Raw genomic sequence first — 16,480 nt, 5'->3', positions numbered from 1 at the left:
ATATCTAGGCTGATGCTAAATATCCTCTATAATCTGTCTAACAGATTTTAAGCCGCCAGGAGCGGAATCGCTGTATTTCAGCGAAAGATGAAGGGGGAGAGGATGGCGCTATCAATCCGTCGTTCGGCGATGTTCGCCGATTTGGGTGTCTCCGCTGGTCGCAGGGGACAGGCGCGATGAGTCCGGCGGACTATCGGCTCGTCCTGGCCGCCATCGTGGGCATCGCTTTATCCATCGTCCTTATCATCCGGGGGCGTCTCCACCCCTTTGTCGGCCTGCTCTGCGGCGCCTTCACGGTCGGGTTGCTCGCGGGCCTGCCGATGGAGGAAACGGCCAAGGCGGTCGAAAAGGGCGCAGGCGCCATTTTGGGCGGGACCGGGCTTGTCGTCGCGCTGGGCCTTGGCCTAGGCGCGATGCTGCAATTGTCGGACGGTGCCGGTGGTCTGGCGCGCGCCGCACTGCGACTGTCGGGCGTACGCGGCGCGCCTTGGGCCAGCCTTTTCACCGCGATCGTCATCGGCCTGCCGCTCTTCTTCGAAACGGGCCTCGTTCTGCTGCTGCCCATTGTCGCCTCGGCGGCGGCGGCGCTGCCAGCGGGGCAGAATGGCGACACCGCCAAATTGCGCCTGATGCTACCCGCGCTGGCGGGCCTGTCGGTCGTCCATGCACTTGTGCCGCCGCACCCCGGCCCGCTATTGGCGGTCAACGCGCTGGGTGCCAATCTCGGCCTCACGCTTCTCTACGGCCTCATCATCGGCATCCCGACCGCGATCATCGCCGGCCCGTTGCTGGCGCGCTTCACGGCGCCGGGCGTCAAACTCAACCCGCCCTTGCTCGATCCGGTCAAGATCGACGTCGTGGCCCCCTCGGTCGGTCGCACGCTGACCGCCGTGCTGCTGCCCGTGGTGCTGATCGCCGCCGGCCAGGCCGTGGCCTTATTGCCGCCCGCCATCGCCGCCCATTTCCACTGGCTTTCCTGGATCAGCGATCCCGTCGTCGCCCTGCTCGTCGCGGTGCTGGTGGCGCTGCCCCTGCTGTTCGGCCGCCGCATCACCGACCGCACCATCCAGAACGCGATCTGGACCGAAGCGATGACGCCCGCTGGCGGCATCATCCTGGCGATCGGCGCGGGCGGCGCGCTCAAGCAGGTGCTGGTGACGGCCGGCCTGTCCGACATGCTGGTGCGCATTGCGCAGGGCGGCGCGATCTCGCCGATCCTGCTTGCTTGGGGCGTATCCGTCTGCATCCGCTTGGCTACCGGATCGGCCACCGTGGCGACCATCACCACCGCGGGCGTGATGCAGGGCTTGGTCGCAGCGTCGGGCGTGGAACCGGAATGGATGGTCCTTGCCATCGGCGCCGGCTCGCTCTTCTTCTCCCACGTCAACGATCCAGGCTTTTGGCTGGTCAAAAGCTATCTGGGCACCGACATGCCCGGCACCTTCCGCACCTGGTCGATCATGGAGACGGTGGTGGCGATCGTCGGGCTGCTATTGGTGCTTGTCGCCAGCAGCATCTTCTGACTAGGCAGACATTATGAGCCAGGCGCGCCTTTCCGATCATGTCTATGCGCAGATCGTCGATATCATAAAGTCGGACGATCTGGAGGTCGGCGCGCGCCTGCCGGCCGAAGCGCGGCTGGCGGAAATGTTCGGCGTATCGCGCGCGATTGTGCGGGAAGCGCTGATGCGGCTGGCGTCGGACGGGATTACGGAGGCGCGGCGCGGCGCCGGATCCTTCGTCAAGAGCCGCCCGTCCGATCGGCTGTCCATGTTCATGCCGTCCACCGAATTGCCCACGACATTGGGCAGTTATGAAGTGCGTTTCGTGCTGGAGACGGAGGCGGCGCGCCTTGCCGCGACCCGCCGCACCGTGCAGGAAATGGCCTATGTCGAAGAAGGCATGGAGATGCTGCGCGCCGCGCTCCTGTCCAGCGAACCGGCCCATGTCGAGGATATGGAACTGCATCGCCGCATCGCCGAAGCGACAGGCAATCCCGCTTTCCTGATCGCCTTCGATGCGTTGCATGGCGATGTGGACAAGATCATGCGGGCTGGCGTCGATATCAGCCGGTCCCGTCCACCCGACGTCATCGCCACGATGCTGCGCGAACATGAGCAGATCGTCGCGGCCATCCGCGCGCAAGACCCCGAAGGCGCGGCGCTCGCCATGCGTTGGCATCTATGGGAAGGGCGCCGTCGCCTGATGCCCTGATTTCGGGATTTTATGGTGCGGCTCAGCGCAGCCAGGCCATCACCCTGTCCCGCAACGCTTCCGGCGCGATATCGGTGGTCAATATCATCGTGCGCGCATCAGGTTCCGGCCGCTCCAATGTCGCAATCTGGCTGTCCAGCAGGGTCGCAGGCATATAATGGCCAGGCCGGTTACCCAGCCGCGCCAGCAATTGCTCCCGACTATTGTCCAGCAGCACGAACCGCACATGGTCGCCGATCGTGGATCGCAACCGGTCGCGATAGCTTTCCCGCAGCGCGGAGCAGGCCGCGACCGCCGCGCCATATGTCTCACTCGCTGTCGCAGTCGCGCTGCCCAACCGGTCGAGCCAGGGCCAGCGATCCTCGTCCGTCAGCGGCTGTCCCCCGCGCATCTTGGCGATCGCGTGCGGTGAATGGAAACTGTCCCCCTCCAGAAACGGGCAAGCCAAGGCGTCTGCCAGCAGCGCTCCCAGCGTCGATTTTCCGCAACCGCTGACGCCCATGACGATGACGGCCAGCGATTGCGACCGGGCAGGATTGGCTGATGAAGGCAGTGATGACGGCACGGGGGCGTCCCTTGCAGGCGAACGAGACCCGGTGGGCATCGTGGTGACAGGCTTGCCTATAAAAGGGCGGACAGGGGGCTGGAAACTACGACCTTTGTCGCAAGTGCCAAAGCCTGCCCCGCCTTCTAGCCCTGCACGCACGATAATATTTGGAGAGGCGGCTATGATCCGACGCACTATGATCGCGGCTTTGCTGGCAGCGACGACCCTGACCGCACCTGCCTGGGCCGCCGGTCCTTCCGTCTTCCCGACGGCCCCCGACGAACCCCATGCCGTCACGGTCAAGGCAAAGGGCGACGGCAAGGCGGATGACAGCGCTGCGATACAGCAGGCGTTCGATCAGGCTCGCGACAAGACCGGCCATGGCCTCGTTTTCCTGCCGTCGGGCACCTATCGCATCACCCGATCGCTGATCGTGCCGGCGGGCGTGCGCGTCTATGGCGTCGGGCCGACCCGGCCGGTCATCCTGCTGGGCGCCAACACGCCGGGTTTTCAGCAAGGCGTATCGACCATGGTCATTTTCGCGGGCGGCGACCAGTATAAGGTGGGCAAGGTACCGGTTCCGGTGCCAACCGTCGTACAGCGCGACAAAATCGTTCGCGATGCCAATTCTGGCACTTTCTATTCCTCGATGAGCAATGTCGATATCGAGATCGGCGCAGGCAATCCGGCGGCGGCCGGCGTGCGCTTCCGCATGGCGCAACATGCGTTCCTCAGCCATATGGACTTCCGCTTGGGCACGGCCTTTGCCGGCGTCTATCAGGCCGGTAACCTTATCGAAAATGTCCATTTCCAGGGCGGTCGCTATGGCATCGTCACGGAAAAGACGTCACCCGCCTGGCAGTTTACCCTGCTCGATTCCACCTTCGACGGCCAGCGTGACGCGGCGATCCGCGAGCATGAAGTCGACCTGACCCTGGTCAATGTCGCGATCCGCAACACGCCCGTCGGGATCGAAATCGATCGGGGCTATGGTGACAGCCTTTGGGGCAAGGATGTGCGCTTCGAAAATATATCGAAGGCCGGCGTCATCATTTCGAACGAGAAGAATGTCTTCACCCAGATCGGCTTCGAAAATGCCCTCGTCGAAAACAGCCCCGTCTTCGCCCGTTTCCGCGACAGCGGCAAGACGATCGCGGGCAAGGGCAAGGCCTATAAGGTCGCCAGTTTCTCCTATGGCCTCGCCATCCCGGATCTGGGTCAGACCGGCGACTATAAGATCGAAGCCGACATTCGGTCCTTGCCCGCCATGCCCGCGCCGCGCGAAGCCGCCATCCGCGACCTCCCGCCGATGGCGGAATGGACCAATATCCGTTCTTTAGGCGCGATGGGCGACGGCAAGGCCGACGATACCGCCGCGATCCAGAAGGCGATCGACAGCCACCGGATCCTCTATTTCCCGACCGGCTTCTACAAGGTGACGGACAGACTGACGCTGCGTCCGGACAGCGTACTGATCGGCCTGCATCCCGCCATAACTCAGCTCTATATTCCCGACGACAATCCCGCCCATGCCGGCCTCGGTCCTGTGGTGCCGATCCTGGAAAGCCCCAAAGGCGGCGACAATATCCTGTCGGGCCTTGGCCTCTTCACCGGCCGCATCAACCCGCGCGCATCCGCGCTGCTGTGGCGGTCGGGCGAAAAGAGCCTGGTCGAGGACGTCAAGATCATGGGCGGCGGCGGCACTCCGACCGCCGATGGGAAGATGCTGGGCGCGCTGCGGGTCAATACCGGCGATCCTCTCACTGACGGGCGACTTGACGCGCAATATCCCAGCATCTGGGTGACGGACGGGGGCGGTGGCACCTTTGCCGACGTGTGGAGCCCCAACAGCTTCGCCCAATCGGGCCTGCACATCACCAACACCAGCACGCCCGGCCATGTCTATGAAATGTCGGTCGAACATCATGCACGCAACGAAATCGTCCTCGACAATGTCCAGAATTGGGAGTTCCTGGCGCCGCAGACGGAACAGGAAGTGGATGACGGGCCGGACGCCATCTCGCTCGACATCCGCAATTCGAAAAATCTGCTGTTCGCCAACTATCATGGCTATCGCGTGACCCGCACCTATGCGCCCGAAAAGAGCGCGGTGAAGCTCACCAACTCCAGCGACATCCGGTTCCGCAACGTCCATATCAATGCCGAAAGCGGATTTGCAACGTGCGACGATGAAGGCTGTGGCACCTTCCTGCGCGCCAGCAAATATCCGTTCGACAATGCGATCGAGGATGTGAGCCGCAAGCAGGTCGTGCGCGAGCGGGAATTTGCCAGCCTGAACATCGGCGCGGCCGACCGCAAGATCCCGGCCGCCGCGCCCGGCAGCGCCAAGGTCGAGAAGCTGGAGGACGGCTTCTGGTCGATATCCGGCGCGGCGGTGGATGCGAAGGGGGCGCTCTACTTCATCGACCGCCGCTTCCAGCGCATCCATCGCTGGACCGAGGCCAAGGGGCTGGAAATCGTGCGCGACAATGCGCTCGACCCGGTCAATCTGGCGATCGACGGGTCCGGTCATCTGCTGGTCCAGTCCTCTCTGGGAGCGAAGGGCGGCGTCTATTCGCTCGATCCGGACGGGCCGAAGGATCAGATGACCCTGATCCAGCCGACTCCGATGCGCACGGGCGCCGCGGCAAAGACGCTGTTGCCGGTCAACTGGTGGAATAATGGCGAGTTCCGGGATCAACTGGATCACAAGACCTATGAATTCACCACGCTCGCCGAAATATTCGCGCGCGATGTCGGCACCGCCAAGACGAAGGAATATCTGTCCCCCGACGGCAGCCTGTCCTTGCCCGCCTTCCGCACATGGCAGCAGGGGCCGGTCGACCATACGGGATGGCGCTGGTCGGATAGCCTGAACGCGAACGGGTTCGTCGGCGGCAAACCGGGCGAACGCCTGTTCGTCACCAACGGGTCGGAGAATGTGACCTATAGCGGCACCGTGGGAGCGGGCGGCACGCTGACCAACCTCAAGCCCTTTGCCAATCGCGGCGGCGAGAGCGTCGCGGTCGACGGCCAGGGCCGTGTTTATGTCGCCAATGGACAGGTCTTCATCTATGGTCCCGATGGCAAGGAAACGGGGCGGATCGACGTGCCTGACCGTCCTTTGCAGATCCTGTTCGGCGGGCCGGACAAGCGGACGCTCTTCATCCTGACGCATCACGCGCTCTATGCGGCAAAGCCCTGAAATCAGGGCTTGGGCAGGCATCTACGACCTATGTCGTAAGTGCAGCCGACCGGGCGCGGCGATAGGCTTTGCATAATCGCCCGCCATGGGCGGCACCGGCTCCGGGAGGGTAGCCGGATATAAAGGGGAAGGATCAATGAAAGTGACGATCGCAATCCATCGGCAATTGGCCGGCGTCAGCCTGGCGGCGGTGGCGACCATGGCCCTTGCCGGTCTGGCGCAAGCCCAGACGGCACCGGCGCCGCAAGCCCAGAGTATCGCGCCGCAGGATCAGGCCGATGCCGCCGCGCCCCGTGCCGCCGATATCATCGTCACCGGATCGCGCATCACCACCAGCGGTTTCAACGCGCCCACGCCGACGACCGTGATCGGCGAAGAGCAGATCGCCAACAATGCGCAGCCCAATATCTTCAACACCATCGCGCAGCTGCCCTCGCTCCAGGGATCGACCGGCGCGGCGACCGGCACCTTCAGCACGTCGAGCGGCCAGCAGGGCCTCAGCTCCTTCTCGCTGCGCGGCCTTCAGCCCATCCGCACCCTGACGCTGCTGGATGGCCAGCGCGTCGTCGCCGCCAACGTCACCGGCGTGCCGGACATCAGCATGTTCCCGCAACTGCTGGTCAAGCGCGTCGATGTCGTGACCGGCGGTGCTTCGGCTTCTTACGGCTCGGACGCGGTCGGCGGCGTCGTCAACTTCATCACCGACACGCGTTTCGAGGGGTTCAAGGGCAATATCCTGGGCAGCATCACCAAATATGGCGATGATGAAACCGCTCTGGTGCAGGCGGCCTATGGCAAATCCTTCATGGACGATCGCTTGCATCTCGTGCTGAGCGGCGAATATGATCATGAAGGTGGGGTGGGTGCCGGCGATTTCGGCACGGATCTGGCCGGCAGCCGCAACTGGTATCGCGCCACGACGCTGATGAACACCGGCATCACAAATAACGGCCTGCCGCAGTTCAACTATCGCGACTATGCGCAGCCCTATCAATATGCGCGTTATGGCCTCATCAACAACGGTCCGTTGCAGGGTATCGCCTTCGCCCCGGATGGCACGCCCTATAATTTCAACTATGGATCGAACGGCAGGCCGACCGGCACTGGCGCTGTCACCAACTGCTATCGCGGCAACAGCTTCTGCGAAGGCGGCGACCTGACGGGCGCGCCGGGTTCGGGCGCCTCGCTCAAGTCGAAACTGGAGCGCATCAACGGCTATGGCCGGATCGGCTTCGACTTCGCGCCGGATAATGAGGCCTATGTCACGGTCAATGTGGCGCAGGTGAAGACGAACAATCAGCCAAGCCCCGGCTATGGCCGTGCCAGCCTGACCGTCCAGTGCGCCAATCCCTATCTGCCCCAGTCCGTCCGCACCGCCTGCGCCACGGCGGGCATCACCTCCTTCGGCTTCGGGTCGAGCAACGCCTCCTTCCCCGATCCGCAAGTCTATACCGATCGCAAGCAATATCGCTTCGTCGGCGGGCTGAAGGGCAAGTTCGATCTGGGCGGCACCGACTGGAATTATGACGCCTATTATGAACATGGCATCACCATTTCCGACATCCGGGTTCGCGATATCGTGTTGCAGAACCGTTATGTCGCCGCGACCAACGCGATTACCCTGAACGGCGCGATCGTCTGTGCCGATCCGGTGGCGCGCGCCAACGGGTGCCAGCCGATCAACATCTTCGGCAATTTCGCGCCGTCCGCGTCGGCGCTCGCCTATGTCGCGCCGCATGAAAACGGCCCGTTCCAGCATACGAAGCTGACGCAGGACGTCGCCAGCCTGAACTTTTCGGGCAACCCCTTCGACCTGTGGGCAGGACCGGTATCGGTCGCCTTCGGTGGCGAATATCGCCGCGAATTCTACCGGGTGAACGCCGACCCTTACGGCGCCGGCGTATCGCCGCTCAGCCCCAACAGTCCGGCCTATCCCGCCGACCCGCTGCTCAATGCGCAGCTGGGCAGCAACTGGGCGGCCGGCAACTACAAGAACGGCCGTGGTAAATATGAAGTCTATGAAGGCTATGTCGAAGTGGATCTTCCCATTTTCGACAGCCAGTCGATCGGCCGTGCCAATCTGAACGCGGCGGGGCGTGGCACCCATTACAGCACGTCCGGGACCGTATGGACCTGGAAGGTCGGCGGCACCTGGGACACGCCGCTCAGCGGCCTGCGCCTGCGCGCAGTCACCTCGCGCGACGTGCGCGCGCCCAACCTGTCGGAATTGTTCGCAGCGCCCACGGTCACGACCCTGCCGAACTTCAACGATCCCTTCCGCAATCAGGCGGTTCAGGTTTTCCAGAATGTCGTCGGCAACACCAATTTGCGTCCGGAAGTCGCACGGAACACCGAACTGGGCGTCGTACTGGCCCGCCCGGAATGGCTGCCCGGCCTCAGCCTGTCGTTCGACTATTACAACATCAAGCTGAGCGGCGTGGTTTCCAGCCTGTCCGCCGACCAGATCGTGCGTTTCTGCTTCGAAGGCAATCAGGCCTTCTGCGGCGGTTTCCAGCTGGACGGGGCGCAGGGCACCAACTTCGTCAATGTCCAGCCGTTCAACCTGGCCTCCTGGAAGACCAGCGGTTTCGATATCGAAGCAAGCTACCAATGGCAGCAGCCGCTCGGCCTGCCGGGCAGCTTCACCGTTCGTGCGCTGGGCACCCATATCCAGAAATTCGTGGTCAGCGCCGGGATCGCCGGCGTCGATCCGGTCGATCAGGCCGGCGCGAACAATGGCGCTACGCCCGACTGGAAATGGCTGGCGGTACAAACCTATGATAGTGGCCGCCTGACCCTGACGGTGCAGGAGCGCTGGTTCAGCGATGGTACTTTCGGCAATCAATATGTCGTTTGCCAAACCTCCTGCCCGGTATCGACCGGCAATCATCCGACGATCGACCGCAACAAGATGAAGGGGGCATTCTATGTGGATGTCGGCGCCACCTTCAAGCTTAACGATCAACTGAGCATCTATGGGAAGGTCGATAATCTGTTCGACAAGGATCCCGTCGCATCGCCCCAGACCAATACCGGTCTGGATGTCAACCCGGCGCTCTACGACACGCTGGGCCGCATCTATCGCGCAGGTGTTCGTTTCAACTTCTGATTGCTCCCCGATGTCCCCCCAAAACTCGTCCCGGTCCTGCACGGCCGGGACGTTTCTTTTTCGCAGCCTGTTACGGGTCTGCCGATCGAAGGAAGCGATCGTCGCCGGCCCCCTGCACCATGCCATCGCGGACGGGCAGGGGGCGACGATCAGGTTCAGCTATGCGTGACCGCACTCCATTTCTGGTCGGACGCGGCGTTGGCGATCACGGTTTCGACGAAGGCCATGGTCCGCAACCCCGCCTCGATCGACGGGAAACCGTCGGCTGCGTCGCTGTTGCCCGTCCGGATGCGCGCGGCAAAGCTGCGATAGAGATTGGCGAACGCCTCAATATAGCCCTCGGGATGACCCGCCGGCGTGCGCAGGCGCGGCAGGGTGGATGGCGCCAGGCCCGGCCCACCGGCCCGCACCAGCTCCGCGGGGCGATCCAGCCAGCGCAGCGTCAACGTGTTCGGTTCCATCTGCGACCATTCCAGGCCGCCCTTCTCGCCATGGATACGCAGTTTCAGTCCATTTTCATCGCCCGCCGCAATCTGGCTGGCCTTGAGCGTGCCGCGTGCGCCGCCGTCCAGTCGCAGCAGCACGGCGACATCGTCGTCCAGCCGCCGACCCTCGACATGGATGGTCAGGTCCGCGCACAATTCGCGCACCCCCAGCCCCGAAACATGCTCGGCAAGGTGGAAGGCATGGGTGCCGATATCGCCCAGGCACCCACCAAGGCCCGCGCGCGCCGGATCGGTGCGCCATTCGGCCTGCTTGTTGCCGTCGCGGTCGATCGGCTGGCTCAGCCAACCCTGCGAATATTCGACCTGCACCAGCCGGATCTTGCCCAAATCGCCGCGTGCCACCCGCGCCCGCGCCTCTTCCACCAGCGGATAGCCGCTATACGTGAAGGCAAGACCGAACTGGCGGCCGGACCGCTCCGCCGCCTGCGCGATCAGCCGGGCTTCCGCCGAACTGAGCGCCATCGGCTTTTCGCAAAAGACGTGAAAGCCCGCGTCCAGCGCCGCGATGGCCATCGGCGCATGCAGATGATTGGGGGTCACGATGGAAACTGCGTCGATCCGCTGGTCGGCCGGCAGCGCGGCTTCGGCCACCAGCAGCGCATCGAGCGAATTATAGACCCGCGCCGGCTCTATGCCCAGCGCGGCGCCCGACCGCCGGTTCCGCTCGGGATCGCTGCTGAACGCCCCGGCGACCAATTGCCATTCGCCGTCCAGCGCGGCGGCGGCGCGATGGATCGCACCGATGAACGCGCCTTCGCCTCCGCCGACCATGGCCAGGCGCAAAACTCCTGTCGTCATCTCTCTCCTCCTTTGTCTCATGCAACGTTAGCGCAATCATTCTGGTCTTGATCTCACATGATTTACCGGTAAATTAATAGCAAGAATAAACAAGATGGAGAGTCGAGGATGCGCAGGGTAGCGAACCTCAATCTGACGCTGATCGCGGGCATCGCGACGGCTATCATAATAGCAGCCAGCACCGCGCAAGCCGGTGCGCAGACGCCGCCGCCGGCTTTCGGCGCTTGCCGCGCTTGCCATAATGTCCAGAAGGATGGAAAAAGCGGCATCGGCCCGAATTTGAACGGGGTAGCGGGTCGCCCGGCGGCATCCTTGCCCGGCTTTACCTATTCGGCTGCGCTCAAGGCGTCGAAGCTGCGCTGGGACGATGAGAGCCTGGACGCCTTCCTGGCCGCGCCGATGAAGAAAGTGCCCGGTACCCGCATGCCGATCGGCACGGCTGATCCTGCCAAGCGCGCGGCCATCATTACCTATCTGAAGAGCTTGAAATGACGCAGCAATATGGCATGCGCGGCCCCGCCGTCTTCCTCGCCCAGTTCATGGGTGATACGGCCCCCTTCGACACGCTGGACAATGCCGCGCGCTGGATGGCGGCGGCGGGTTACAAGGGCATACAGGTGCCCAGCAACGATCCGCGCTGCATGGATCTTGCGCTGGCAGCGGACAGCCAGGATTATTGCGACGAACTGGCCGGCCGCTGCCGCGAGGCGGGCGTCGAGATTTCCGAACTGTCGACCCATTTGCAGGGGCAGCTGGTCGCGGTCCATCCGGCCTATGACGCGGCGTTCGACAATTTCGCGCCGCCTGCCTTGCGCGGCAAGCCTGCCGAGCGGCAGGCCTGGGCGGTCGATCAGCTGAAACTGGCGGCAAAGGCCAGCCGGCGTCTGGGGCTGAAGGCGCATGCGACCTTTTCGGGCGCCTTGGCCTGGCCCTTCATCTATCCTTGGCCGCAACGTCCGGCAGGTCTGGTCGAGGAAGCCTTTGCGGAATTGGGTCGGCGCTGGCTGCCGATCCTGGATGCGTTCGAGGAAGAGGGCGTTGACCTCTGCTACGAACTGCATCCGGGCGAGGATCTGCATGACGGCCTGACCTTCGAGCGCTTCCTGGACGCGGTCGGCGGCCATAAGCGCGCCAATATTCTGTACGATCCCAGCCATTTCGTGTTGCAGGCGATGGACTATCTTCAGTTCATCGACATCTATCACGACCGCATCAAGATGTTCCATGTGAAGGATGCGGAATTCAACCCGACGGGCAAGGCCGGCGTCTATGGCGGCTATGCCGACTGGGTCGATCGCCCCGGTCGCTTCCGCTCGCTGGGTGATGGGCAGGTCGATTTTACCGGCATCTTCTCGCGCCTGACCCAATATGGCTATGATGGCTGGGCCGTGCTGGAATGGGAATGCTGTCTGAAGCATCCGGAAGATGGCGCGCGCGAAGGCGCTCCCTTCATCGAGGCGCACATGATCCGGCGGCCGGAACGGGCTTTTGACGATTTCGCCGGCGGCGGCGATCCCGCCAACAATCGCCGCTGGCTGGGACTGGACTGACAGTAGCGCACATCAAAAGCCCCGATAACAGGCATCGGACGGGGCAAAAAGGGTAGAGGAACGGGCATGACGGGCATAAACCGGCAAAGGCTATTTTGGCTGAGCGTATTGGCGCTGTTCACCGCGTCGATGAGCGCCTCTTTGCGCGCGGCGGTGGCAAGCAGCCTGAAGGCGGAATGGATCGACCCGATCGCACCGATCGCGGCGGGTGAGATGATCGGCGCAGCGCTCGGCTCGGCCTTTCTCGGCTTTTCGATCACGGTTTTCGTGGTCAGCGCGTTTCTCGACACGCTCGGCATCCGCCGCGTCCTGATCGGCTGCGGCGTCGCCTTCCTGATCGGCACGACGCTGATCGTGGGCGCGGGCGCCTTTGCCAGCGGCATGGCGGTCTATCATCTGGTGTGGCTCGGCATGCTGCTGTCCGGCATCGGCTGGGGCTTTGCCGAAGCGTCCATCAATCCGCTGACCGCGCGCCTCTATCCCGAAGACACGACCCATCGCCTCAATGTGCTGCACGCCTGGTATCCCGGTGGCCTGATCGTCGGCGGGCTGGCCGGCGTGTTTCTGGCATCCGCCCTGCCGTGGCAGGCGATTATGGGTCTTGCCTATCTGCCCGCCATCGGCGTCATCCTGATCGCCGCGACCACGACATTCCCCGAAACGCCCAAGGCCGTGGGCGACGCCGGCATGAAGGAAATGATGCTGGAAGTCGTCCGCCGCCCCAGCTTCTTCATCTGGTTCGGCGCCATGTTCCTGACCGCTTCGTCCGAACTGGCGCCGGGCCAGTGGATCGACGTCGCGCTCAGCAATCGCGTGGGCATGCGCGGCATCCTGCTGCTGGTCTATGTCAGCGCGCTGATGTTCGTCTTCCGCCATTTTGCGGGGCGGATCGCTGGCCGCCTGTCCAACCCCGGTCTGCTCTGGGTGTCCAGCCTGCTCGCCGCGATCGGCCTGTTCCTGCTGTCGCAGGCGCAATCGCCGGTTTCCGCGATCCTGGCTTCGACCGTCTGGGGCCTTGGCGTCTGCGCCATGTGGCCGACCATGCTGGCTTCGGTCGCCGAACGCTATCCGCGCGGTGATGCCTGGGCGCTGGGGCTGGTTGGATCGGCCGGCGCGCTGGCCAGCTTCTTCGTCCTGCCGCGCCTGGGCGAAATGTTCGACCAGGCGAAGGTGGAGATTGCCGGCGGTCCCGAGGCTTTCACCCGCCTGACCGGCGAAGCGCTGCGCACGGTCGAGGATGCCGCCGCATCGCAGTCCTTCGCCCGCCTGACCTTCGTGCCGTTGATCCTGCTGGTCGTCTTCGGCGGCGTCTGGCTGGCGGAACGGCGCGCCGATCGCCGGGCAGCGCGCGTGACGGAGCGCGCGGCATGAGCCTGTCGCGCCGCGCGATGATCGCGGCCGGCCTTGCGACCGCAGCAGCCCCCGCCATCGCCGCCGCCGGAAAGGGCCGTTCCAACGCCGCCCATTTCTCGCTCGCCTACGCCCCGCATGAGGGCAGCTTCGCCAGCCGGGGTGGCCTGCTCGAACAGATCGCCTACGCCGCCGATCAGGGGTTTACCGCTTGGGAAGACAATGAAGCGCGCAGCCGCCCCGTCGCACAGCAGGAAGCCATGGCAAAGGCGCTCGCGCAGCGCGGCATGACCATGGGCGTCTTCGTCGCCTCCATGCCCAAATGGGCCGATTTCCGCCCACTCTTGGGTAGCAATGACGATGCCGAGCGCGAAGCTTTCCTGGCCGATGTCCGTAGTTCGGTCGAGGTCGCCAAACGCCTGAACGCCAAACACGCGACCGTCGTCACCGGCTTCATGGATCGCAAGCTGCCGCAGGATATCCAGACTGCCCGCATCATCGACTGCATGCGCCGCGCCGGCGATATCGTTGCGCCCCATGGCCTTGCGCTGGTGATGGAGCCGCTCAACACCCGGACCAATCATCCCGGCGTCTTCATGCAGTCGATCGCGCAGGGCTATGCCGTCGCGCGCGGCGCCAACAGCCCTGGCGTCAAGATTTTGGCGGATCTCTATCATGAACAGATTCAGTCGGGAAACCTGATCCCGACGCTGGACGCCTGCTGGGAAGAGATCGGCTATATCCAGTTCGGCGACAATCCGGGCCGCAAGGAACCGGGCACGGGCGAGATCAACTATGCCAACATCGTCCGCTGGCTGCGCGGCCGCGACTATGGCGGCGTGATCGGCATGGAACATGGCAATTCGGTAGCCGGGCGCGAGGGCGAGGATCGACTGATCGCCGCCTATCGCGCCATCGACAAAGCATAAAAGAGGAGGAGGCGAGAGGATGAAACCCATTCCTATCGGCGTGGCAATGGCGGTCGGCCTGATGGCGGGCACATTGGTCCATGCGCAGGACAAACCCGGAAAGCTGGGTTTCAAGGACACACCGATCCTGCCCGGCGGCAAGTGGCATGTCCATGATCCCGATCGTCCGGCCCCCACGGTCGTCACGCCGGCCGCGCAACCGGGCGGCGCGCCGTCCGACGCGATCATCCTGTTCGACGGGAAATCGCTCGACGCCTGGCGCAGCGAGCGCAAGCCCTGGACCGTGGCGAAGGGTGTGATGACGATTCCGTCCCGCGCGGAGAGCGGCGGCGAAAACGCCCTCATTTCCAAGCAGGAATTTGGCGACGTCCAGTTCCATCTGGAATTTCGCTCGCCCAACCCGCCGACCAAAAGTTCGCAGGATCGCGGCAATAGCGGCATATGGTTCATGCAACGCTATGAGGTGCAGATTCTCGACGGCTATCAGAACCCGACCTATGCCGATGGCACGGTCGGCGCGGTCTATGCGTGGAAGCCGCCGCTGGTGAACCCGTCGCGCAAGCCGGGCGAATGGCAAAGCTACGACATCATCTTCGAGCGGCCCCGCTTTGCTGCGGACGGCAGCGTCGCACGCCCGGCCTATGTCACCGTGCTACTCAACGGTGTGATGGTGCAAAATCATCAGGCGATGCTGGGCACCACAAAATGGCGCTCGATTGCCCAATATCAGGCGCATGGCGACAAGGCGCCGATCCAGCTTCAAGATCATGACTCGCCGGTGTCGTTCCGTAACATCTGGGTCCGGCCGTTGCCGCAGGACGCCATCGCACAGGACAATAAGGGGGCAGGACAATGATGGACCGCAGACAGGCGCTGGCCGGCGTACTCGCCCTATTCGGCGCGCAGGTTTTTGCGCCGCTCGCCCGCGCCGCAGGCCTCGCGCCGGCCGGCGTGATCAGTGAGGGCGCACCCAGCATCCAGGTCTTCACGCCCGACCAGCGCGCGCTGATGACGGCGCTGAGCGAGCGCATATTGCCGACCACAGACACGCCCGGTGCCATCGCGGCAGGCGTGCCCGCCTATATCGAAAAGCTGCTGGCCGACTGGGCGCTGCCGGAAGATCGCATCCCCATCCTGTCGGGCCTTGCGGAAATCGATTCCCGCAGCCGCCAGGACTATAAGCTGCCCGCCGTCGATACCAAGCCGGAACAGCAGGATGCGCTGCTGACGCTGGCGATGAACGATGCGCTGCCAAACGGCATCGAATTTTTCGAAGCGTTCCGGCAACTGGTCATCACCGGCTATTATACGTCGGAAATCGGCATCACGCAGGAACGCGAATATCTGCCCGTACCCGGCGAATATAATGGCGCCTTCCCCTATGCTCAGGTCAACAAGGTCTATTCCGCATGATCATGAACCGTCGCTCCATGCTGCTGGGCGCAGGTGGCCTTGCCGCGCTCGCCAGCCAGAACTTCCTTGCCGGCGACGCGCAGGCCGCGCAGCTTCGCAAGGTCGGCCTGCAACTCTATACCGTGCGGGAGCTTTTCTCCGCCGATCCGGTGGCGACCTTGGAGAAGATCGCGAAGGTCGGCTATCGGGAGGTCGAATATGGCGGTGGCGGCTATGACGCCATGGACCATAAGCTGCTGCGCAAGACGATGGATCGTCTCGGCCTGACCAGCCCGTCCTTGCATATCGGCTATGACGCGCTGCTCGGCGATTTCGACGCCAGCGTCGCCATGGCCAAGACGCTGGGCGCGGACACGGTCATCCTGCCCTATATGGTGGACAAGCATCGCAACGCGGCGGCGTGGGACGCGGCGCTGGTCAATATCAACCGCTTCGGCGCGCAGTTGAAGGCGGCCGGCCTTGGCTTTGCCTATCATAATCATGATTTCGAATTTACCGTGAAGCCCGATGGCGTCAGCCTGTTCGACCGGCTATTGAAGGCCTGCGACCCCGCACTGGTGAAGATCGAACTGGATCTCTACTGGGCGATCCATGCCGGGGAGGATGCGCAGGCGCTGATCAAGCGTCTTGCCGGCCGCATCTATGCCTATCATGTGAAGGATATGCGCGCCGATCGCAGCATGACGGCGGTGGGTGCGGGCACGATCGACTTCGCCAGCCTGTTCAAGCTGAACGCGGTGGCCGGGGTGCGGCATTTCTATGTCGAAAATGACCAGTGCCCGGCGCCCTTCATCCCCGACATCACCAAAAGCTTCCAGACGCTGCGCGGTCTGCGCTTTTAAAAACTCCATCCTTGGGA

13 protein-coding genes are annotated in these 16,480 nt (G+C 63.7%); 11 read left to right on the top strand and 2 right to left on the bottom strand.

The genetic code is table 11. The features are described 5' to 3' along the window. Window positions 1–176 precede the first annotated feature (176 nt). Entirely contained in the window at window positions 177–1,523 is a 1,347-nt protein-coding gene (locus tag F4U95_RS00635; RefSeq protein WP_120253084.1) for a GntT/GntP/DsdX family permease, read from the top strand. A gap of 13 nt (window positions 1,524–1,536) precedes the next feature. Then, a complete protein-coding gene (locus F4U95_RS00630; protein ID WP_120253083.1) occupies window positions 1,537–2,214 on the top strand; it encodes a FadR/GntR family transcriptional regulator in 678 nt (225 codons plus the stop codon). 22 nt (window positions 2,215–2,236) lie between these two features. On the opposite strand, the gene F4U95_RS00625 is transcribed toward F4U95_RS00630, so the two are convergent. Beyond that, window positions 2,237–2,716, bottom strand: coding sequence for a gluconokinase (locus tag F4U95_RS00625; protein ID WP_172598901.1), 480 nt, complete (start codon window positions 2,714–2,716; stop codon window positions 2,237–2,239). Window positions 2,717–2,942: 226 nt separating this feature from the next. On the opposite strand from F4U95_RS00625, the gene F4U95_RS00620 reads away from it, so the two are divergent. Further along, on the top strand, window positions 2,943–5,966 hold the full coding sequence (locus F4U95_RS00620) for a glycosyl hydrolase family 28-related protein (protein WP_150424391.1): 3,024 nt from the start codon (window positions 2,943–2,945) through the stop codon (window positions 5,964–5,966). A 136-nt stretch (window positions 5,967–6,102) separates the two neighbouring features. Further along, window positions 6,103–9,075: a TonB-dependent receptor plug domain-containing protein gene (locus tag F4U95_RS00615; protein ID WP_120253081.1), complete on the top strand. Its 2,973-nt coding sequence runs from the start codon at window positions 6,103–6,105 to the stop codon at window positions 9,073–9,075. 155 nt (window positions 9,076–9,230) lie between these two features. Here F4U95_RS00615 and F4U95_RS00610 read toward each other — a convergent pair whose 3' ends face one another. Further along, window positions 9,231–10,379 carry a Gfo/Idh/MocA family protein gene (locus F4U95_RS00610; protein WP_197716464.1) on the bottom strand — a complete coding sequence of 383 codons (1,149 nt, stop codon included), beginning with the start codon at window positions 10,377–10,379 and terminating at the stop codon, window positions 9,231–9,233. A gap of 108 nt (window positions 10,380–10,487) precedes the next feature. Here F4U95_RS00610 and F4U95_RS00605 point away from each other — a divergent pair, with 108 nt between their 5' ends. From F4U95_RS00605 to F4U95_RS00575, 7 genes are all read left to right on the top strand, one after another. Further along, entirely contained in the window at window positions 10,488–10,871 is a 384-nt protein-coding gene (locus tag F4U95_RS00605; RefSeq protein WP_120253079.1) for a c-type cytochrome, read from the top strand. Beyond that, the gene (locus F4U95_RS00600) at window positions 10,868–11,929 is read left to right on the top strand and encodes a sugar phosphate isomerase/epimerase family protein (RefSeq protein ID WP_120253078.1); all 1,062 of its coding nucleotides are present in this window, start codon (window positions 10,868–10,870) and stop codon (window positions 11,927–11,929) included. Before F4U95_RS00605 ends, F4U95_RS00600 begins: the two co-directional genes overlap by 4 nt. A 66-nt stretch (window positions 11,930–11,995) precedes the next feature. Beyond that, on the top strand, window positions 11,996–13,300 hold the full coding sequence (locus tag F4U95_RS00595; protein ID WP_120253077.1) for an MFS transporter: 1,305 nt from the start codon (window positions 11,996–11,998) through the stop codon (window positions 13,298–13,300). Then, window positions 13,297–14,208 carry a hydroxypyruvate isomerase family protein gene (locus F4U95_RS00590; RefSeq protein ID WP_120253076.1) on the top strand — a complete coding sequence of 304 codons (912 nt, stop codon included), beginning with the start codon at window positions 13,297–13,299 and terminating at the stop codon, window positions 14,206–14,208. Before F4U95_RS00595 ends, F4U95_RS00590 begins: the two co-directional genes overlap by 4 nt. Before the next feature lie 19 nt (window positions 14,209–14,227). Then, on the top strand, window positions 14,228–15,064 hold the full coding sequence (locus tag F4U95_RS00585; protein ID WP_120253075.1) for a 3-keto-disaccharide hydrolase: 837 nt from the start codon (window positions 14,228–14,230) through the stop codon (window positions 15,062–15,064). Further along, window positions 15,061–15,621, top strand: a complete 561-nt coding sequence (locus tag F4U95_RS00580) for a gluconate 2-dehydrogenase subunit 3 family protein (protein ID WP_120253074.1) — start codon at window positions 15,061–15,063, stop codon at window positions 15,619–15,621. Before F4U95_RS00585 ends, F4U95_RS00580 begins: the two co-directional genes overlap by 4 nt. Beyond that, window positions 15,618–16,463 carry a sugar phosphate isomerase/epimerase family protein gene (locus F4U95_RS00575; RefSeq protein ID WP_120253073.1) on the top strand — a complete coding sequence of 282 codons (846 nt, stop codon included), beginning with the start codon at window positions 15,618–15,620 and terminating at the stop codon, window positions 16,461–16,463. Before F4U95_RS00580 ends, F4U95_RS00575 begins: the two co-directional genes overlap by 4 nt. The last annotated feature ends 17 nt before the right edge of the window (window positions 16,464–16,480 follow it).

It is taken from the genome of Sphingobium limneticum, assembly GCF_008710165.1.
Classification (GTDB): domain Bacteria; phylum Pseudomonadota; class Alphaproteobacteria; order Sphingomonadales; family Sphingomonadaceae; genus Sphingobium; species Sphingobium limneticum.
This window is presented reverse-complemented; position numbering and strand designations above follow the sequence as displayed.